A 19256-nucleotide genomic window follows, 5' to 3' on the forward strand; every position below is an offset into this window, starting at 1 on the left:
CTCATCTCGGTACCTTCGGAGGCTGCCATGCCGGTAACCAGAGGATTACCGTAGAGAGGGAACCCATTGGGACGCGGGCCCGTTTTCCTTTCAGGAGGGCCGGAGTATGGATGATTGGGTCATCTGGATAGTCCTTGCCGTCGTGCTCGGCGTTGCCGAGATCTTCTCCCTCACCGCCGCGCTCGGCCTGCTTGCCGCCTCCGCCCTGCTCACTGCGATGGTGGCGGCAATCGGGCTGCCAGTTCCCCTACAACTCCTGGTGTTCACCATCGCCTCGGCCGCCGGCCTGCTGGTCGTCAGGCCGATCGCCATGCGAAGCATCCGCCTGCCCCCGCACCAGCGCTTCGGCATCGAGGCGCTCGTCGGCAAGTCCGCCTACGTCGTCAGCGAGGTCACGGGCCGCTCCGGCCTGGTCCGCATCGGCGGCGAGGAGTGGACGGCACGGGCGTACGACGACACCGTGGTGATCCCGGCCGGAGCGACCGTCGACGTCATCGAGATCGAAGGGGCAACCGCCCTCGTCTACCCTCGGGAGTGATCATATGGCGCTACTCATCGTGGGACTGCTCGTCGCGTTGTTCGCGGTGTTCACGGTTCTGCGTGCCGTACGGATCGTGCCTCAGGCACGCGCGCGCAACGTGGAGCGCCTCGGCCGCTACCATCGCACGCTGAAGCCGGGCCTGAACTTCGTGATCCCCTACATCGACCGCGTCTACCCGATGATCGACCTGCGTGAGCAGGTCGTCTCCTTCAGGCCGCAGCCCGTCATCACCGAGGACAACCTGGTCGTCGAGATCGACACCGTCCTCTACTTCCAGGTCACCGATCCGCGCGCGGCCGCCTACGAGATCGCCAACTACATCCAGGCGGTCGAGCAGCTCACGGTCACCACGCTGCGCAACGTCGTCGGCTCCATGGACCTGGAGAAGACGCTCACCTCCCGAGACACCATCAACAGCCAGCTGCGCGGCGTCCTCGACGAGGCGACGGGCAAGTGGGGACTGCGCGTCAACCGCGTCGAGATCAAGGCCATCGACCCGCCCAAGACGATCAAGGACGCGATGGAGAAGCAGATGCGCGCCGAGCGGGACAAGCGCGCCGCCATCCTGAGCGCCGAGGGGCAGCGCCAGTCGCAGATCCTGACCGCCGAGGGCGACAAGCAGGGCGCGATCCTGCGCGCCGAGGGCGAGCGCACCGCCGCCATCCTCAAGGCCGAGGGCCAGTCGCGCGCCATCGACCAGGTGTTCCAGGCCGTCCACCGCAACGACCCCGACCCCAAGCTGCTCGCCTACCAGTACCTCCAGGTGCTGCCGCAGCTCGCCCAGGGTCAGGGCAACACGTTCTGGGTCATTCCCAGCGAGGTGACCTCGGCCCTGCAGGGCGTCTCCAGGGCGTTCACCGAGGCCCTGCCGCCCTCCGCGGCCACGCGCGCCACCTCTTCCGACACCTCCGAGGCCCAGGAGGAGATCGCCCGCGCGGCCGAGGCGGCCGCGGAGGCCGTCGCCGACGCCCGCGAGGCGGAGACGACGTCGGGGCCGCGCCAGCTGTCCGCTGCAGTCCCCGAACCCGCCCCGTTCCCCGACCTGGAGAAGAACCACCAGGAGGCATGACGCGGAAAGCGAAGGGGCCGAGGGAAGGACTCCCGCGGCCCTTTCGCTAGCTCGTGCCTTCTTTCCCCTGCAGCAGGAAGAAGTCCGGCCCGTCGGGGTCGCCTATGTGGCCGTTCGGGTCGTCGACCAGCGCGCACTCGGCGACGGGCCCGCTGGAGACACCGAAGACTGTCCGCAGCGAGCTCCGGGTTCCGAAAACATCCGTCAGCGGAGCGCCGCCGGCTGGCCCATGTCCGGGCGCGGCGCCGTCAGCACCCGGCGGTACGCGTCCTCGTACGCCGCCGCCATGGCGCCGAGGCCGAAGTGCCGCTCCACGTGCCGCCTGCACGCGAGCGGGTCGAGCCGCCCGACGGCCTCGATCGCCGCGGGCAGTTCCTCGACCGCCTGGAGGACGAAACCCGTGCGGCCGTCGACCACGACCTCTGGCACGGCGCCCCTGCCGAGTGCGACGACAGGCGTGCCGCACGCCATCGCCTCGATGAGGACCATGCCGAACGGCTCCTCCCATTGGATGGGGAAGAGCAGGCAGCGGGCGGTCGCCAGCAGGTGGCGTTTGTGGTCGGCGTCGGCCTCACCGATGTAGGTGGCATCGGGGCCGAGCCGGGGCCGGACGTGCTCGTCGAAGTAGGCGTGTTCGGCGCGTTCGGTGAGCTTGCCGGCGAGCACGATGCGGCGGCCCGCGGCGCGAGCGGCGTCGATGGCCAGGTGGGCTCCCTTGTCGGCGCTGAGCCTGCCGAGCCACAACACCCAGTCCTCCTTGCTTTCCCTGAAGGGGAAGGCGGTGACGTCGAGCGCGTTGTGGACCGTGGCGATCCAGTTGAGGTCGGGCGCGCGCAGCCGCTGCGCTTCGGAGATGGCCACCAGGGAGATGTCCGCGCCCAGGGCGCGATAGCAGTCGCCCAGCTCGCCGTCCGCGGGGCCGTGGCAGGTGACGACGGTCGGCGTGGCGCGGCTGGTCGCGGTCAGCGGCCCGGCCAGCGTGTGGTCGTGCACGATGTCGGCGTCCAGCCCGGCGAGCATGCGCCGGGCGCGAGCGGCGTGCAGCACCTCCGGCATCGGCTCGCCGATGCGCTCCGAGGGCGCCTGCGGGTAGGTGGCGAGGAACCTGGCCGGGGCCGTGGAGTGGCCGGCGCCGATGAGCGTCACCTCGTGGCCGCGCAGGGCCAGCCCGGTGATCAGGTAGGCGAGCATCTGCTCGATGCCGCCGTAGCCCTGGGGCGGCACGTCCTCCCATGGCGGGGCGACTATCACGATGTGCAGCGCGCCGTCCCACCGTCGCGTCGGCTCCGCCATGATCGCCGCCTGCCCTCGTCCGTCGGTGGAGGTCATAGCGCCTGCAGGCCGTGGGCGCGGATGGCGGGACCTGGACGGCAGGCGCCGCTGATCGGCGGGCGCGGCTCGGTGAGCACGTCGATGCCCTCCGGCAGGCCCGACACCACGGGCGTCCTGCCGTCGGCCTTGACGCCGACGGTGATCCTGGCGCCCGCCACGGGCAGGTCTCTGATCTCCAGCTCGCCGAACCCCTCCGGCAGCGCCGGGGCGAGCCAGACCTTCCCGTACGGCACCCATGGATCGAGCCGGAGCAGCGTGCGCAGCAGGTGGATGGGCGCCGCGGCGGCCCACGCCTGCGGCGAGCAGGAGGTCGGGTACGGCACAGGCAGCGGATATTCGCCCCTGTCGAAGCCGCAGAACAGCTCAGGCAGCCGCCCGCCGAACGCCTGCGCGGCCCCCAGCAACCCGACCGCGATGCGCTGGGCCTCCTCGACGAATCCGTAGCGCATCAGCCCGGCCGCGACGATCGCGTTGTCGTGCGGCCACACCGAGCCGTTGTGGTAGCTCATCGGGTTGTAGGCCACCATGGACGAAGCCAAGGTGCGCACGCCGTAGCCGGTGAACATCTCGGGCGACAGCAGGTGTGCCGCCACCTGCTCGGCCTTGTCCTCGTCCACGATGCCGGTCCACAGGCAGTGGCCCATGTTCGAGCCGAGGCCGTCGATGGGCTCGCCCCTGCCGTCCAGGCCCATCGCGTAGTAGCCGGGTCCTGGCAGCCAGAAGCGCTCGTTGAAGGCCTGCCTGATCGCCTGCGCCCGCTGCAGGCAGCGCTGCTCGGTCGCCTCGTCGCCCCACTCGTGTGCGAAGTGGGCGCGCGCGAGGTAGGCGGCGAAGACGTAGCCCTGCACCTCGGCCAGGGCGATGGGCGGGCGGGCGATGGTTCCGTCGGCGAAGTTGACGCCGTCGAAGGAGTCCTTCCACCCCTGGTTGATCAGTCCGCGGTCGGTCTTGCGCTGGTACCAGAGGAGCCCGTCGGACTCGCCGTAGTCCTCGATCCAGGCGAGCGCGGCGTCGGCGTGCGGCAGCAGCTCCTCGAGGGCTTCGGCGTGCAGGCCCCATCGGCGCAGCTCGCCGAGCAGCATGACGAACAGTGGGGTGGCGTCCACCGAGCCGTAGTAGGCGTGACCGGCGTACGGCGAGACGGCGCTCTGCACGCCGAAGCGCAGCTCGTGCATGATCTTTCCCGGCTCCTCCTCGGAGAGGGGATCGACCTTGACGCCCTGCAACCGGGCGAGCCTGCGCAGCGTGCCGAGGGCCAGCGACTGGTCCAGCGGCAGCGTCATCCAGGAGGTCAGCAGCGAGTCGCGGCCGAACAGCGTCATGAACCACGGCGCCCCTGCGGCGATCGCCGGCGGCTCCTCCGGATGGCCGGGGTCGAACAGCCGCAGGCTGCCCAGATCCTCGCGCGAGCGGCGCATGACCTGCACGAGGCCGGTGTTCGTGCTCTTCAGCACGGGGCTGTTACGCGTCCACGCGGCGAGGCGGCGGGCAGGCTCGGCGTGCTCGGTGGAGTGGTCCGCAGGGAACCACGCGGAGTACTCCTGGCCCTCGATGATCGGATTCACCACGAGCGTCGTGCGCCATTCGCCGCGGGCGGGAACCACGAGATGGAAGGTGAGCAGACCCGGCGTGGCGACCACCTGCGTGCTGGGCGGTTCGACCACGATCCGGGCGCCACGTGCCCGGCTGACGGAGAACACCTCCAGCCCCGAGGCGCCCGCCTTCATCTCCACGTCGGCCACCGGCCTGACCCGCTCGGCCTTCACCTCGAACAGATCGGCCACGTCCGTGCCCACCTGGACGACGACCACGCACCCCGCCGGCTCCTCCGACAGGTTGCGCAGCACCAGGTCCTCGCGCATCCCGCCACCGACGTAGCGGTCTCTGACCACCAGCAAGGTGCTCTCCGCCCACCCCGGCCGCGGTCGCGCCTTGCCCAGGAACGTGGCGTGATACGGCTCGGCCGGAATCATCAGCAGAGGCTCCACCGGATGGTCGTCCACCCGCACCGTCCAGCGCGACAGCAGCCGGGTGTCGGAATGGTAGACGCCCTGCGCCCCGCCGGCGACGATGTCACCGCCATGCTGGCAGACGCAGAACGAACTGCCCTCCACCAGCGTGACGGTGTCCCCCAACGCCCCCGGCTGCCCCTCGAAGGTCCACGCGTTCATGGACATGCCCCCTAGCTGTTCCCCGTCACCTACATGCCCACTTCACTGGACGCGAGTCAGCCGACCGCTCATGCCGACGAACACTTTGAGGACACCTGGCGCGGGTCACCTCCGAGGAGGAGGTGGCCGGCGGGTGAAGGTCAGACCTGCCCCCGGTCGAAGTAGGCGATCAGCTCGGGGTCGAGCGGCGGCACGTCGTACGGCATGCCGCCATCGCGCAGCGACATGGTGGCCATGTAGCCCGCGGCGACGCTCATGCGGGCGGCCACCGGCGAGGTGTCGGTGACGCCGCCCTCCCGCACGAACCTGTTGAACTCGCCGATGATCCCGGTGTCCGCGCCGCCGTGCGAGCCCTTGGCGTCAGGCACCTGGTAGGCGATGTCGCAGTCGTCGCGGTAGGCCGAGGGACCCGTGTTCCACACCTTCACGGTGTCGCCAGGGCCGTCGCCGAAGTTCTCCAGCCTGCCCTCGGTCCCGATGACCGTGTAGTTGCGCACGTAGTCGGGGCTGAAGTGGCACTGCTGGTAGGCGGCGATGATCCCGTTGTCGAGCCGCATGTTCATCACCGACACGTCCTCCACGTCGACGACGTGGTGGAGGTCCCTCCGCTCGGTGGGCGGCCACTCGAACTCCTTCAGCCAGGCGTCGGGCCGAGGGGTGCCTGGCTCGCGCCGCGGCAGGTCGCCGTAGAGCATCAGGTCGCCGAACGCGTTGACCCTGGTGGTGTAGCCGTCGGCGAGCCAGTGGATGACGTCCAGGTCGTGCGCGGCCTTCTGCAGCAGCAGACCGGTCGTGCGGGTGCGGTCGGCGTGCCAGTCCTTGAAGTAGTAGTCGCCGCCGTAGGACACGAAGTGACGCACCCAGATGGTCTTCGGCTCGCCGATGACGCCCTTCTGGATGATGTCGCGCATCAGGCGGACCACGCCCATGTGGCGCATGTTGTGCCCCACGTACAGCCTGGTCCCCGTCCGCTTCGCGGTGCGCAGGATGTTGTCACAGCCCTCGACCGTGATGTGCAGCGGCTTCTCCAGGTAGACGGCCTTGCCCGCCTCCAGGGCCTCCACCGCGATGCGCTCGTGGGTGTCGTCGGGCGTCATCACGATGACGGCGTCGAGGTCTTTCCTGTCCAGCAGCTCGCGGTAGTCCTCGGTGAGGATCTCCGCCTCGAAGCGCCCCGCCTGGCGCTTGAGCACTGCCGGGTCGGAGTCGCACAGCGCTGCCACGACCGACCCCTTGCCAGGTCGGTGCGCCGACAGGGCCAGGCTGGTTCGCAGCCCGAGGCCGATGACTCCGATGCGCAGGTCTTCCACTTCTGTCCTTTCCTTGACGTACGGCGGGGCTCAGCCCTTGGCGATGGAGGCTTCGTACTCGGCCTTCATCGCGGCGCCGCCCTTGTCCATCCACTTCTTGACGAAGCTCTGCCAGTCCGACAGCGGCTTGCGGCCGGTGACGAAGTCCACGATCGTGTCCGACGCCATCGTGCTCAGCTCGCCGTTCTTCTGCGTGTAGGTGTCGGAGAAGTGACCGGTGGTGACCCTGGGCTGGAGCAGGGGCGCGACCTTGGTCTCGAAGTCGTGGATCAGCTTGGTGCGCTCGGGCTGCCCCGGCAGGAACAGCGCGGAGGGCGAGCCGATCACGAACTGCAGCGGCTGCACGGTCGTGGGCACCTCCGCCGTGCCCTTGTCGGTGAAGGCGAGGTCGCCGTCCTTCTTGGTGAAGTGCGTGCCCTCGACGCCGAAGTTGACGAGCTGGTACTCCTCGGTGCCGAACGGCGCGGACAGGTAGTTCAGCACGCCCAGCAGGGTCTCGATGCGCGCCTTGTCGACCTTGTTGCTGATCGCGGTGAAGCCGACCGAGCCGAGGCCCGCGTTGTAGACGGGCTTGGAGGTCGGGGTCGCGGCGAAGGGCACGATCGCGCCGAGGTTGTACTTCTGGGTCTTGGCGTCGTTGAGGAAGCCGGGGAAGGACTCGACGTAGGCGCCGATCTGGCCGTTGGCCACCTTGTCCTTGATGGTGGCGAGGGCGGGGTCGGGCCAGAACAGGTTGGCCTTGAAGCACTTGACCGCGAACTCCAGCGCGGCGAGGTACTCCTGCGTCTCGTACTGGTGGGTCAGCTTGCCGCCTTCGAGCTTCCACGTGTTCGGCGCGCCGTACCAGTGGCTGAACATGTGGACGTGGTTCACGTAGGACGGCTCGAGCGGGTACTTGTTCTTCTTGACGTCGAGCAGCTGCTTGGTCTTGTCGAAGAAGTCGTCGGCGCTGGTGAAGGTGGCGCCGCCGACCGGCTGCCAGTAGTCCTGGTTGACGAGGAAGACCTGACCGAACTTGCTGTACGCCACGGCCACGCCGTACAGCTTGCCGTCGGTGACGGCCGACTTCCACGCCACGTCGCCGAGGTTGGCCAGGTTCGGGTACTTCTTGATCGCGTCGCCGCTCAGGTAGGCCGTCAGGTCGTGGAACTTGGCCGCCAGCAGCTCGGGCACCCGCTGCAGGCCCTGGTTCGGCGGGAACCAGACGAGGTCGGGCAGGTCGTCGCTGGCGATGATCGCGTTGAACTTGTCGGGGTAGCCGTCGCCGACCACGATGTTCATGGCCCACTCGGAGCCCAGCGCCTTGTTGAGCTCCTGCAGGTAGGCGCTCTGGCCCGCGGCGGGCGGCGCCACGTCCCAGGTCTGGGTGAGCGAGGTGATCTTCTTGCCGTCGCCGGGCGGGGCGGCGACCGACTTGACCAGCTCGGTGGGGTACTTCAGGTAGGCGGGGTCCTGGCCGGCGTCGATGGGCAGGTCGGGGGTGGGGATCTTCGCGGCGGTGAAGGTGGGGAGCGCGAGCTTCTTCGACAGCTCGGCGCCGCCCTTCTTGACGCCGGCCGCGCCGCCACCCTCGCCCCCGCAGGCGGCGAGCCCTGCGACGGTGACGCCGGCGAGCGCGAGCCCGAGGAAGCCGCGACGGGACATGGTTGAGGTCATGGTTTCTCCTGGAAAGGGTGCGGTTCAGCCCTTGATGGCGCCCGTGAGGACGCCCTTGGTGAAGTACTTCTGGAGGAAGGGGTAGACGAGCAGGATCGGCACCAGCGCGATGACCAGCACGGCCATCTGCACGGAGGAGGCGGGCAGGTCCCGCACGATCGCGACGTCGGAGCCCGTGGCCGAGGTGCCGCGGAAGATGAACTGCCGCAGCACGACCTGGATCGGGTGCATGGACTGGTCGTTGATGTAGAGGATCGCGTTGAAGAAGGTGTTCCAGTAGGAGACCGCGTAGAAGAGGCCGACCACGGCGATCACCGCCTTGGACAGCGGGATCGCGATCCGCCACAGCATGCGCCACTCGGTGCAGCCGTCCATGCGGGCCGCCTCGAACAGCTCCTCGGGCAGGTTCTGGAAGAAGGACCTGACCACGACCACGTTGAACGCGTTGACCAGCACCGGCACGATCAGCGACTGGTAGGTGTCGATCATGCCGAGCTCCTTGACCATCAGGTAGCTCGGGATCATGCCGGGGGTGAACAGGAACGTGGCCAGCACCATCAGCAGGATCGGCTTGCCGCCGAGCATGCCCCTGCGCGAGAGCGCGTACCCGAGGAAGACCGTGCAGAGCAGGCTGAGCGCGGTGCCGGTGAGCGTGATGCCGATGCTGATCAGCACCGACCTGGTGACCGCCCCGCCCGACAGGATGAGGCTGTAGGCCTCGAACGTCGGCTTGGAGGGGAAGAGCACGTAGCTGCCGCCGTTGGCGATGCTCTCCGCACGCCCCGTCAGGCTGGTGCCGAGCGCGAGCCCGAACGGATACAGCACGGCCAGCACGATGGCCGTGAGGATCACGGACTTCAGCGCGCGCCCCACGATCGTCGGGCGCTCCATCCATGGCGGCCTCATCGGTAGATCCCCTGCTCTCCGAAGCGGTGTGCGAGTTTGTTGGCCGCGTAGATCAGCGCCGCGCCGATGAGGCCCTTCATCAGGCCCGCCGCGGTGCTCATGCCCCAGTCGCCGTCGCGGATGCCGTGGTAGTAGACGTAGGTGTCGATGACCTCGGAGGCGCCCGCGCCGACCGCGTCCCGCTGCAGGACCATCTGCTCGAAGCCGACGGAGAGGATGTCGCCGAGGCGGAGGATCAGCATCATGAGGATGACCGAGCGGATGCCCGGCAGCGTCACGTGCCACAGGCGGCGCTTCCAGTCGGCGCCGTCGATGGCGGCGGCCTCGTACTGGTTCATGTCGATGGCGGTGATCGCCGCGAGGAAGATGATCGTGCCCCAGCCGCAGTCCTTCCAGATCACCTGGGCCGTGACGAGCAGCTTGAAGGTGTCGGGGTTGGACATCAGGTTGCCGATGGTGACGCCGTGGGAGTTCAGGAAGCCGCTCACGGTGCCGGCGCCGCCGATGACCTGCTGGAACATCGCGACCACGACGACCCACGACAGGAAGTGGGGCAGGTAGACGACCGACTGGACGAAGCGCTTGATCCGGTGGCCGACCAGGGAGTTCAGCAGCAGGGCGAGCGCGATCGGGGCGGGGAAGTACAGCAGGAGCTGCAGCGCGGTGATCTGCAGCGTGTTGCCGACCGCGGACCAGAACTCCGGCTCCGCCAGGAGCATCGTGAAGTTCTCCAGGCCCACCCACGGGCTGCCCGAGATGCCGAGGAACGGCGCGTAGTCCTTGAACGCGATCACGTTGCCCAGCAGGGGGACGTAGAAGAAGACGACGAAGTACAGGACGCCGGGCACGCACAGCGCGAGCAGGGTCCAGTCGCGTCTCAGCCGGTCGCGGATGGTCCGCCGTTGAGGGCGGACGTCCGGCTGGACATCCACTACGGGGGTTGCCGTGGATGCGACCACGTCTCACCTCCAAGTCAGTACGGGTTCGCCGTGAGGCTAGCGCCCATTTATGAAACTTTCTAGGGTAAATCGCACGCAAAGGGGCACAGAGTCACCTGGAGGCCTGCCTATGGCCCGGAATGCAGCGCTACATACGCAACCCGGCAGCGTAAAAGGGCCTACTTGGAGCCGGTGAAGGCGATGCCCTGGATGATCTGCCGCTGCATCACGATGAACAGGACGATCATCGGCAGGCTGGCCATCAGCGAGCCCGCCATCAGCACGGGGAAGTCGTTCAGGTGATCCTGCTGGAGCGAGGACAACCCGGCCGACAGCGGCATCTGCTCGGGATCGGTGTTGACGATGAGCGGCCACATCAGGTCGTTCCACGACCACATGACCGTCAGCACGCCCAGCGCCATCAAACCCGGTCTGGCCAGGGGCAGCATCACGCTCCAGAAGATCCGCAGCGGATGGGCGCCGTCGATCCGCGCCGCCTCCTCCACCTCCAGCGGCAGGCCGAGGAAGAACTGCCTGAGCATGAAGGTGCCGAACGCGCTGAACAGCCCTGGCGCGACCAGCCCTGGCAGGCTGTTGAGCCAGCCGAGGCTCTCGATGATCTGGTACTGCGGGATGAGGAACAGCTGCCCGGGGATCATCAGCACCGACAGCAGCACGATGAAGATGACGTCCCTGCCGGGGAAGCGCAGCCTGGCGAAGGCGTAGGCGGCCATCGAGCAGAACAGCAGCTGCCCGAGGGTCCTGATGACCGTCATCAGCACCGTGTTCCAGAACTGGGCGAGGAACGGGCTGCTCTCGAAGACCGTCGCGAAGTTCGACCACTGCCACGACGGCACCCAGACCGGCGGCACCTTGGTCGACTCGGTGAAGGTCTTGAGCGAGGTGAGCACCTCCCAGACGAAGGGCATCACCATGGCCGCGGCGCCGACGGCCAGCACGACGTGGACGGGCCACAGACGGTTAGCTCGCATAGTGGACCCACTTCTTCTGCAGCCTGAACTGGATCACGGTGAGGACAAGGGTGATGGCGAGCAGGACGACCGCCAGCGCGGCCGCGTAGCCCTTCGCTCCGTCCTCGAAGGCGTAGGAGAAGAACAGCGACACCACGCTCTGGTTGTCCTCGCGGGCCGGGCTCCCCTTACGGAAGATCAGGAAGAACATGTCGAACACCTGCAGGCCGTTGATCACCGTCAGCACCGAGACGAAGAAGATGCTGGGCGACAGCAGCGGGAGCGTGATCTTGAAGAACTGCCTGATCCTGCCCGCCCCGTCGATCGAGGCGGCTTCGTACAGGTGCTGGGGGATGCCCTGCAGGCCCGCCATGAAGATGACCGCGTTGTAGCCGATCGCCGACCAGACGCCCACGACGATCACCGCGTAGAGCGCGGTCGACGGCTCGGACAGCCAGGCCTTGCCCTGGATGCCGACCAGCGACAGCAGATAGTTGATCAGCCCGTAGTCGCCGTTGTAGAGCCACGACCACACCATCGCCACTGCCGTCGGCATCGTGACCACGGGAAGGAAGTACAGCGTCCGGTAGAGGCCGACCAGCTTCAGTCCTCTGGCGTTGAGCAGCGCCGCCACCACGACCGCGATCGGGATGCCGAGCAGGCTCAGCGCCGAGTAGACGAAGGTGTTCCTCAGCGCCTTGCCGATGCTGGGGTCCGACAGCAGCTTGGTGTAGTTGTCCAGCCCCACCCAGCTCGCGTCGCCGAACAGCGTCCACTCGGTGAAGCTGTAGTAGACCGACTGGACCATGGGCCACAGGTAGAAGGTCCCGAGGCCGAGGACCAGCGGCGCGATCATCAGGTAGCCCCACACCCACTCGCGGTCGCGCATCCTGCGGCGGTGGACGGGCCGGGCGGCCGCCTTGACGGTGGCCGCCCTCTCGATCGTGCTCACTTCTCTTGGGACAGGGCCGCGTTCATGGTGGCGGCGAACTCCTTGGAGACCGCCTCGAGGTCCTGTCCGTCAGTGAAGGCCTTGGTCATCGCGTCGACCTCGGGCCGCGCCCACGCGGCGGTGTTCTTCGAGATCGGGTATGGCACGGCGTTGGCGAGCTGGTCCACGAAGACCTGCAGGTCGTGGCCCGGCATCGACTTGATCCACTCATCGGCCATGCCCTCGTAGGCAGGGATGACGGCCCCGGTCTCCGCCTGGATGCGGTTGGCCTCCTCCGAGGCGAGGAACTTCATGAACTCCCATGCCTCCTCGGGGTGCTTGGTCTTGGCGTAGACGACGTTGGCCAGGCCGTGGATGATGCTGGAGTTGTTCTTCGGCCCCTTGGGCAGCGGTGCGACGTCCCAGTTCAGGCCCTGCGACTTGTGGTAGAAGATCGAGTCGTAGGAGCCGTCGTAGAACATGGCCAGTTTGCCGTTCTGGAACATGACGGTCGGGTCGGTGTCGGTCATCTGCTGGACCGTCGGCGACTGCTTCTTGACCAGGAAGTCCTTCCAGAACTTCAGGCCCTCGATGGAGGCGGGGTCGTCGAAGCCCGACTTCTTCTTGTCGGGCGAGATCACGTAGCCGCCGGCCTGGTACATCGTGTCGTAGTAGTGCGTCTGGTTCCACGCGGGGGCGCCGATGCCGTACACGCCCTTGCTCGCGTCGGTCAGCTTGGCCGCGGCGGCGCGCACGTCGTCCCACGTCCAGTCGGCGGTCGGGTACTTCACTCCCGCCTTGTCGAAAAGGTCCTTGTTGTAGAAGAGCCCGATGGTGTCGTAGTCCTTCGGGATCCCGTACTGCTTGCCTTCGAGCGTGTAGAGCTCGTTGAGCGACTTGGGGAACTTCGACAGGTCCAGCTTGTCCTTGGCGATCAGGTCCGACAGCGGCATGAGCGCGCCCTGCGAGGCGTAGATGCCGATGCGGGGGCCGTTCATCCAGAACACGTCGGGAGCGCCGCCGCCTGCCGCGGCGGTCTGGAGCTTGGTCCAGTACTCCTTGTTGGGCGTGAACTGGCTCTTGACCTTGATCTTGGGATGCTTCTGCTGGAAGACCTCAATGATCTTGTTGACGGCGGGCGCCTGGTTCTGATTGTCCCAGTAACCCCAGGTCAGCGTGACCGTGCCATCGGCGCTCTCACCAGAGGAGGAACAGGCGGCCAGCCCCGCCACCAGCGCTCCCGCGCACGCGAGCGCCCAGATCCTGCGTGTCATGTCGTCCCCATCCGTCGGGTCTCAACGAGTGACTGGAGGCTAGCTCGCATTTATGCAAACAACTAGGGTTAATCGAGCAGAAAGCAGCAGAAGATGCGCGGTATCTATCGCTTCGTGACCGGTTCGTGACTGATTTATACAGAGTGCCTATGAAAACAGCACTGTGTCGGCGTGGTTGAGCGCCATCCGCACCGCGCCGAGCGTGATCGACTCGCTGCTCAGCTCCGACGCCACGACCCTGGGCGGGTAGAGGCAGGCCTCGTCCAGGTAACTCTGGATCGGCCCGACCAGCAGGTCACCCGCGGTGGACAGGCTGCCGCCGATCACCACGATCTCGGGGTCGAGCGGGTTGACGATGCTGATCAGCCCGCCCGCCAGATGGCGGGCGAACCTCGACACCGCCTCCGCGGCCTGCGCGTCGCCCGCGCGCGCCCTGGCGATGGCGAACTCCGCGCTCTCCCTCGTCGACCTCAGCTCACCCGGCTCCACGGCCATCGCGTAGTCGAGCACGTGCCTGAACGCGGACCAGTGCTCGCCCGCCTGCACGCCGATCTCGCCCGAGGCCGCGTTCGCCCCCCTGTACGGCACGCCGCCGATGAGGAAGCCCAGCCCGAGCCTGTCGCCGGTGAACAGGTAGACCACGTCGCTGCGGCCCTGGGCCACGCCGCGCCAGTGCTCGGCCAGCACCGCCAGCCGCATGTCGTTCTCGACGAGGATCGGCGACGGGATGCGCTTCTCCAGCTCGGCCCGCAGCGCCACCCCCGTCCATCCGGGCAGCACGACGCTCTTGACGACCCTGCCCTCGCCGTCGACCACGCCGGTGGTGCCGACGCCCACCGCCACCAGCTCGGACACCTCGCGTCCCGCCGCCGTGGCGGCCCTGGTGACCAGGTCGCCGACCATGGTCAGCCGCTCGGCCGCCGAGGCGTCACGCGGCAGCGGCTCCCTGCAGGAGGCCAGGATGGTGCCGCCGAGGTCGGCGGCCATCGTGCGCACGCTGGACGAGCCGATGCCGACGCCGACCACGTGGCCGGCCGACGCGCGGAACCTGTAGCGGCGGGCAGGGCGGCCGCGCTGCCTGTCGCCCTGCTCCTCCTCGCACTCCTCCGCCCAGCCCTCGGCCAGCAGGTCCTCGACGATGACCTCGGCCGTCGGCCGCGACACCCTGGCGGCCCTGGCCAGCTCCGTCAGCGTCGCGTCTCCCGACCCGCGCATGACGCGCAGGATCGCGGCGGAGTTCAGCTTCCGCAGAAGGGACGCGTCACCGCTGACCTGTCTCATGGCGGTCATTCTACTTTGACAAGGTTCTTTCGATAAAACATGTAGCGACGCTGACAGAGGCGTTAAGAAAACCTCGATGGACACGAGAGGTGATCACCGGCACAGTGCGTAAGGTTGTCAGGAGGGGGAAACGACCGTCATGAAAGCGCTGGTCAAGCAGAAGGCCGAGCCGGGCCTGTGGCTGATGGACGTGCCCGAGCCCGTCGTGGGACCGGGCGAGGTCAAGATCAGGGTGTTGCGCACCGGGATCTGCGGCACCGACCTCCACATCCGCAAATATGACGACTGGGCGAAGAGCACGCTGAAGCTCCCCCTCGTCGTCGGGCACGAGTTCTCAGGCGAGGTCGTCGAGGTCGCGCAGGGCATCGAGGACATCAAGGTCGGCGACCTGGTCAGCGGCGAGGGCCACATCGTGTGCGGCAAGTGCCGCAACTGCATGGCGGGCCGCCGCCACCTGTGCATCAACACCGTCGGACTCGGCGTCAACCGCGACGGAGCGTTCGCCGAGTACGTGACGCTGCCGGCGTCGAACGTCTGGGTCCACCGCATCCCCGTCGACCCCGACATCGCGGCGATCTTCGACCCGTTCGGCAACGCCGTCCACACCGCGCTCTCCTTCCCGCTGGTCGGGGAGGACGTGCTGGTGACGGGCGCGGGCCCGATCGGGCTGATGGCCGCCGCCGTCGCCACCCACGTGGGCGCCCGCAACGTCATGATCACCGACGTCAGCCCCGAGCGCCTCGACCTGGCCGGCAAGCTGGGCGTCAGCCTCGCGCTCGACATCAGGCAGAGCTCCATCGCCGACGGCGTGAAGCGGCTCGGCATGCGCGAGGGCTTCGACGTCGGCCTGGAGATGTCCGGACACCCGCAGGCGATGCGCGACATGATCGCGAACATGACCCACGGCGGCAGGATCGCCATGCTGGGCCTGCCCGCCGAGGAGTTCGCGATCGACTGGGCCACGGTCGTCACCTCGATGATCACCATCAAGGGCATCTACGGCCGCGAGATGTACGAGACCTGGTACAACATGTCGGTCCTGCTGGAGAAGGGGCTCGACCTCTCCCCCGTGATCACCGACAGGTTCTCCTACCGCGACTTCGACGCCGCCTTCGACACCGCGGCGAGCGGCAGGACCGGGAAGGTCATCCTCGACTGGAGTGACGCCTCACCCCGCGCATGACCCCCGAAGGCGTCCCCCTCACCAGACCACGAAGGATTGGAGCGTGTGATGTTCGGAACGACGCGGGATGACCTGCGTGCCACGCTGGACGAGATCACCTCGGCAGGGCTGCTCAAGCCCGAACGCGTCATCACCACCCCGCAGAACGCCACGGTCGGCGTCGCGGGCCGCGAAGTCCTGAACTTCTGCGCCAACAACTATCTCGGCCTGGCCGACAACCCCGAGGTGATCGAGGCCGCCAAGGAGGCGCTCGACAGGTGGGGCTTCGGCATGGCCTCCGTGCGCTTCATCTGCGGCACGCAGGAGGTGCACAAGGAGCTCGAGTCACGCCTTTCCGACTTTCTCGGCATGGAGGACACCGTCCTCTACAGCTCCTGCTTCGACGCCAACGGCGGCGTGTTCGAGACGCTGCTCGACGCCCAGGACGCGGTGATCTCCGACGCGCTCAACCACGCCAGCATCATCGACGGCATCAGGCTGTCCAAGGCCCGCCGCTATCGGTACGCCAACCGCGACATGGCCGAGCTCGAGGCCAGGCTCAAGGAGGCGTCCGACGCGCGGCGCAAGCTGATCGTGACCGACGGCGTGTTCTCCATGGACGGCTACCTCGCCCCGCTGCGGGAGATCTGCGACCTCGCCGACCAGTACGGCGCGATGGTCATGGTCGACGACTCCCACGCGGTCGGCTTCGTCGGCCCGACCGGGCGCGGCACGCCCGAGCTGCACGAGGTCACCGACAGGGTCGACATCATCACCGGCACGCTCGGCAAGGCCCTGGGCGGGGCCAGCGGCGGCTACGTGTCGGCGCGCAAGGAGATCTGCGAGCTGCTGCGGCAGCGCTCGCGCCCCTACCTGTTCTCCAACTCGCTCGCGCCGGTCATCGCGTCGGCGTCGCTGCGCATCCTCGACCTGCTGGAGAGCTCCAGCGAGGCGCGCGAGCGGCTGCGCGACAACACGCGGCGGTTCCGGACGAAGATGACCGAGGCGGGCTTCGACGTGCTGCCGGGCGACCACCCGATCGCGCCCGTGATGATCGGCGACGCCGCCGAGGCGGCCTCGATGGCCGACCGCCTGCTCGACCAGGGCATCTACGTGATCGGCTTCTCCTACCCCGTGGTCCCGCACGGGCAGGCCCGCATCCGGGTGCAGTTGTCGGCGGCCCACTCCTCCGACGACGTCGACCGCGCGGTAGCGGCGTTCATCGCGGCCCGCGACAACTGATCCTCCACTACGGCAAGCGCGGCCGAGGCCCCCGTGGTCACCGCTGACCGCCCGTCCATCACGCCACTCCAGCAGGACTGCGGCCGGCCACCGTCACGCCGGGCCCGCTGGAGTGGCGGGGCCGCCTGCCGTACGGCGGCACAATGGGTTGGTGATTGACACTCGCCGGCTGCGGACGTTGCGCGCGGTGGCGGATCACGGCACGGTGACCGCGGCGGCCGCCGCGCTGCACCTGACGCCCTCCGCCGTCTCCCAGCAGCTCGGCGCGCTCGAACACGAGGTGGGCCACCGCCTGTTCGCCCGCGACGGCCGCGGCATCAGGCTCACCGCCGTGGGCCGCATCATGCTCGCTCACGCCGACGAGGTCCTCGCCCAGCTCGAACGCGCGGAGGCGGAGGTCGCCGCCTACACGACGGGGTCGGCGGGCGAGGTGACGGTCGCCTCGTTCGCGACCGCGATCAGCGTCGTGCTGGCCCCCGCCATCAGAGCCCTGCGCGCGACGGCTCCCGCGTTGAAGATCCGCGTCCTGGACGCCGAGGGCGATCGCGGCCTCACCATGCTGCTCGACGACGAGGCGGACCTGGCGATCGCGGTGGAGTATCGCGGCGCGCCCGACGACCAGCGCCTGACCCGCCTGCCTCTCTACGCCGAGCCCTTCGATCTGCTGCTTCCCGTGGACCACGCCCCCGCCTCCTCGCTGTCCGAGGTGGCGGACGAGCCGTGGATCGGCCCCTATCCCGGCAATCCGGTCCACGACGTGATCACGTTCGCCTGCGAGCGGGAGGGTTTCACGCCGGGGTTCGCGCACTCCTCCGACGACTTCCGCGCCGTCGTCGCGCTGGTGGGCGCGGGTGCGGGGGTCGCGCTCGTGCCCCGCACGGCGTTGCGCGACCTCGACCTGTCCAGCGTGATCGTCCGCCGGATCCCCGGCCCCGAGCGCCGCGTCTTCGCGGCCGTCCGCCGCGGCGCCGATCTCCACCCGCTCCTGCGCCCGCTCCTCACCACTCTCACCGCCGGCCGCCCGCTGGACTGACGCCGGCTCCGCCCGGCTCAGAGCGCCGGACGGGGGTCGTGCACGGTCGGGACCCCGCCCTCGCGGTGCGCGCGGCGGACGTCCTCGACGAACTCGCTGGAGAACATCGCGGCCAGCGTGGCCACGCCGCCCCTGGTGACCTTGACCTCGCCGTGTCTGATCTCGCCGACCAGCTTGACGGTGAACCCGCCGGTGGCGATGGTCCGCTCCCTGTCCTTGACCCCTCCGCGACCGACGACGCGCAGATCCCACTGGTCGACCACCGCGTTGTCCGGCAGCAGCAGCCTGAGCGAGGACCGCTCGGCGTCGATGCGGACCTCGACGTCTCCCTCGGGCACGGCCCGCAGGTCGAGGACGGCGTAGCCGCGCCTGGCGCGGACCTCGAACCTGTTGGCCTCGGTCCAGCGGCCGAGCTTCTTGGTGGCGGTGTGAAAGGCCTCGACGCGTTCGGTGGTGGTGATCTCCATGATCGACTCCTTCGATTTCTCTTGATTTCCGAGACATTTTTATCTTGGCATTCGAACTACTTGACTGTCAAGAGAAATATCAATGATCTGTCGCGGATGGCCGAGTAGCATGGCGATCCGAAGTTTTGAGGTGAAGGAGACGCTGTGGCTGGGTTAGAGCGCGTTCCTCCGGGTGTCGACCCGACGGTGCCGAGTTCAGCGCGCGTCTACGACTATCTGCTCGGCGGCAAGGACCATCTCGCGATCGACCGCGCCGTGGCCGAGACGCTCCTCTCGGTCGCTCCGGACACGCGGCTGGTGGCCCGCGCCAACAGGCTGTTCCTGGCCGGGGCGGTGCGCTACCTGGCCGAGCAGGGCGTGCGGCAGTTCATCGACCTGGGCACCGGCATCCCGACCTCGCCCAGCGTCCACGAGGTGGCCCGCGGTGTGAGCCCCGCGTGCCGGGTGATCTACGTGGACTACGACCCGGTGGTGCGGCTGCACGCCGAGGTGCTGCTGGCCGACATGCCGGGCGTCGCGAGCATCCAGGCCGACGTGCGCCGCCCCAAGGACATCCTCGGCGACCCGCACGTCACCGGTCTCATCGACTTCGACCAGCCCGTCGCGGTGCTGATGGTCGGCGTGCTGCACTTCGTCATGGACGAGGAGGATCCCGCCGGGATCGTGGCGGCCTTCAAGGAGCGCATGGCGCCCGGCAGCCACCTGGTGATCTCCCACACGATGGCAGAAAGCACGCCCGAGGCGATCGCGCAGCTGAAGATGGCGACCGCGAACTCTCCCGCGCAGTCCGTCTTCCGCGATCGCACCCAGCTCATGAGGCTGTTCGACGGGTTCGAGCTGATCGGTCCAGGTCTCGTTCCCGTGCAGGACTGGCAGATCGGCGACGAGGAACAGATCAGCCTGCTGGACGGCACGCCGCACCTGCGCGTCGACGGCGGCGTCGGCCGCCTGATCTGAGCCGGAGGCCTCAGG

At 68.3% G+C, this 19256-nt stretch carries 17 protein-coding genes; 6 read left to right on the forward strand and 11 right to left on the reverse strand.

The genetic code is table 11. The annotated features are described in order from the left end of the window. Nucleotides 1-106 precede the first annotated feature (106 nt). Complete coding sequence (locus tag AB0B45_RS16060) at nucleotides 107-538, forward strand: NfeD family protein (protein ID WP_358130861.1); 432 nt, start codon at nucleotides 107-109, stop codon at nucleotides 536-538. Nucleotides 539-542: 4 nt separating this feature from the next. Beyond that, nucleotides 543-1610, forward strand: coding sequence for an SPFH domain-containing protein (locus tag AB0B45_RS16065; protein ID WP_358130863.1), 1068 nt, complete (start codon nucleotides 543-545; stop codon nucleotides 1608-1610). Nucleotides 1611-1814: 204 nt separating this feature from the next. Here AB0B45_RS16065 and AB0B45_RS16070 read toward each other — a convergent pair whose 3' ends face one another. The 10 genes from AB0B45_RS16070 to AB0B45_RS16115 form a co-directional block, all read right to left on the reverse strand. Then, nucleotides 1815-2939 carry a glycosyltransferase family 4 protein gene (locus AB0B45_RS16070; protein ID WP_358130866.1) on the reverse strand — a complete coding sequence of 375 codons (1125 nt, stop codon included), beginning with the start codon at nucleotides 2937-2939 and terminating at the stop codon, nucleotides 1815-1817. Next, nucleotides 2936-5113, reverse strand: a complete 2178-nt coding sequence (locus tag AB0B45_RS16075) for a glycogen debranching N-terminal domain-containing protein (protein ID WP_358130869.1) — start codon at nucleotides 5111-5113, stop codon at nucleotides 2936-2938. Before AB0B45_RS16075 ends, AB0B45_RS16070 begins: the two co-directional genes overlap by 4 nt. Before the next feature lie 140 nt (nucleotides 5114-5253). Beyond that, nucleotides 5254-6423: a Gfo/Idh/MocA family oxidoreductase gene (locus tag AB0B45_RS16080; RefSeq protein ID WP_358130871.1), complete on the reverse strand. Its 1170-nt coding sequence runs from the start codon at nucleotides 6421-6423 to the stop codon at nucleotides 5254-5256. Between the two features lie 30 nt (nucleotides 6424-6453). After that, a complete protein-coding gene (locus AB0B45_RS16085) occupies nucleotides 6454-8079 on the reverse strand; it encodes a hypothetical protein (protein WP_358130874.1) in 1626 nt (541 codons plus the stop codon). A 24-nt stretch (nucleotides 8080-8103) separates the two neighbouring features. Beyond that, nucleotides 8104-8985 (reverse strand): carbohydrate ABC transporter permease, encoded by an 882-nt coding sequence (locus AB0B45_RS16090; RefSeq protein WP_358130877.1) that lies wholly within the window; start codon nucleotides 8983-8985, stop codon nucleotides 8104-8106. Then, complete coding sequence (locus AB0B45_RS16095; RefSeq protein ID WP_358130880.1) at nucleotides 8982-9944, reverse strand: ABC transporter permease subunit; 963 nt, start codon at nucleotides 9942-9944, stop codon at nucleotides 8982-8984. Before AB0B45_RS16095 ends, AB0B45_RS16090 begins: the two co-directional genes overlap by 4 nt. 158 nt (nucleotides 9945-10102) lie before the next feature. Then, nucleotides 10103-10915, reverse strand: coding sequence for a carbohydrate ABC transporter permease (locus AB0B45_RS16100; RefSeq protein WP_358130882.1), 813 nt, complete (start codon nucleotides 10913-10915; stop codon nucleotides 10103-10105). Beyond that, entirely contained in the window at nucleotides 10905-11846 is a 942-nt protein-coding gene (locus tag AB0B45_RS16105) for a sugar ABC transporter permease (RefSeq protein ID WP_358130885.1), read from the reverse strand. Before AB0B45_RS16105 ends, AB0B45_RS16100 begins: the two co-directional genes overlap by 11 nt. After that, a complete protein-coding gene (locus AB0B45_RS16110; RefSeq protein ID WP_358130888.1) occupies nucleotides 11843-13099 on the reverse strand; it encodes a sugar ABC transporter substrate-binding protein in 1257 nt (418 codons plus the stop codon). Before AB0B45_RS16110 ends, AB0B45_RS16105 begins: the two co-directional genes overlap by 4 nt. 147 nt (nucleotides 13100-13246) lie before the next feature. After that, nucleotides 13247-14380 carry an ROK family protein gene (locus tag AB0B45_RS16115; RefSeq protein WP_358130891.1) on the reverse strand — a complete coding sequence of 378 codons (1134 nt, stop codon included), beginning with the start codon at nucleotides 14378-14380 and terminating at the stop codon, nucleotides 13247-13249. 139 nt (nucleotides 14381-14519) lie between these two features. Here AB0B45_RS16115 and tdh point away from each other — a divergent pair, with 139 nt between their 5' ends. From tdh to AB0B45_RS16130, 3 genes are all read left to right on the forward strand, one after another. Next, nucleotides 14520-15563 carry an L-threonine 3-dehydrogenase gene (gene tdh, locus AB0B45_RS16120; RefSeq protein ID WP_358130894.1) on the forward strand — a complete coding sequence of 348 codons (1044 nt, stop codon included), beginning with the start codon at nucleotides 14520-14522 and terminating at the stop codon, nucleotides 15561-15563. A gap of 48 nt (nucleotides 15564-15611) precedes the next feature. Further along, complete coding sequence (locus tag AB0B45_RS16125; RefSeq protein ID WP_358130895.1) at nucleotides 15612-16784, forward strand: glycine C-acetyltransferase; 1173 nt, start codon at nucleotides 15612-15614, stop codon at nucleotides 16782-16784. Between the two features lie 151 nt (nucleotides 16785-16935). After that, entirely contained in the window at nucleotides 16936-17817 is an 882-nt protein-coding gene (locus AB0B45_RS16130; RefSeq protein ID WP_358130898.1) for a LysR family transcriptional regulator, read from the forward strand. Between the two features lie 17 nt (nucleotides 17818-17834). Here AB0B45_RS16130 and AB0B45_RS16135 read toward each other — a convergent pair whose 3' ends face one another. Then, nucleotides 17835-18284 carry a hypothetical protein gene (locus AB0B45_RS16135; RefSeq protein WP_358130901.1) on the reverse strand — a complete coding sequence of 150 codons (450 nt, stop codon included), beginning with the start codon at nucleotides 18282-18284 and terminating at the stop codon, nucleotides 17835-17837. Nucleotides 18285-18428: 144 nt separating this feature from the next. Here AB0B45_RS16135 and AB0B45_RS16140 point away from each other — a divergent pair, with 144 nt between their 5' ends. Next, nucleotides 18429-19241 carry an SAM-dependent methyltransferase gene (locus AB0B45_RS16140; protein ID WP_358130904.1) on the forward strand — a complete coding sequence of 271 codons (813 nt, stop codon included), beginning with the start codon at nucleotides 18429-18431 and terminating at the stop codon, nucleotides 19239-19241. Nucleotides 19242-19256: the final 15 nt, after the last annotated feature.

The sequence above is a fragment of the Nonomuraea sp. NPDC049152 genome, from assembly GCF_040648355.1.
In the GTDB taxonomy this organism is placed as follows: Bacteria; Actinomycetota; Actinomycetes; order Streptosporangiales; family Streptosporangiaceae; genus Nonomuraea.

Excerpts from the sequence above, each read along its gene's own strand:
- AB0B45_RS16060 (WP_358130861.1), top strand. The coding sequence starts at position 107 with ATGGATGATTGGGTCATCTGGATAGTCCTTGCCGTCGTGCTCGGCGTT.
- AB0B45_RS16065 (WP_358130863.1), top strand. The coding sequence starts at position 543 with ATGGCGCTACTCATCGTGGGACTGCTCGTCGCGTTGTTCGCGGTGTTC.
- AB0B45_RS16070 (WP_358130866.1), bottom strand. The coding sequence starts at position 2,939 with ATGACCTCCACCGACGGACGAGGGCAGGCGGCGATCATGGCGGAGCCG.
- AB0B45_RS16075 (WP_358130869.1), bottom strand. The coding sequence starts at position 5,113 with ATGAACGCGTGGACCTTCGAGGGGCAGCCGGGGGCGTTGGGGGACACC.
- AB0B45_RS16085 (WP_358130874.1), bottom strand. The coding sequence starts at position 8,079 with ATGACCTCAACCATGTCCCGTCGCGGCTTCCTCGGGCTCGCGCTCGCC.
- AB0B45_RS16090 (WP_358130877.1), bottom strand. The coding sequence starts at position 8,985 with ATGAGGCCGCCATGGATGGAGCGCCCGACGATCGTGGGGCGCGCGCTG.
- AB0B45_RS16100 (WP_358130882.1), bottom strand. The coding sequence starts at position 10,915 with ATGCGAGCTAACCGTCTGTGGCCCGTCCACGTCGTGCTGGCCGTCGGC.
- AB0B45_RS16110 (WP_358130888.1), bottom strand. The coding sequence starts at position 13,099 with ATGACACGCAGGATCTGGGCGCTCGCGTGCGCGGGAGCGCTGGTGGCG.
- AB0B45_RS16115 (WP_358130891.1), bottom strand. The coding sequence starts at position 14,380 with ATGAGACAGGTCAGCGGTGACGCGTCCCTTCTGCGGAAGCTGAACTCC.
- tdh (WP_358130894.1), top strand. The coding sequence starts at position 14,520 with ATGAAAGCGCTGGTCAAGCAGAAGGCCGAGCCGGGCCTGTGGCTGATG.
- AB0B45_RS16125 (WP_358130895.1), top strand. The coding sequence starts at position 15,612 with ATGTTCGGAACGACGCGGGATGACCTGCGTGCCACGCTGGACGAGATC.
- AB0B45_RS16135 (WP_358130901.1), bottom strand. The coding sequence starts at position 18,284 with ATGGAGATCACCACCACCGAACGCGTCGAGGCCTTTCACACCGCCACC.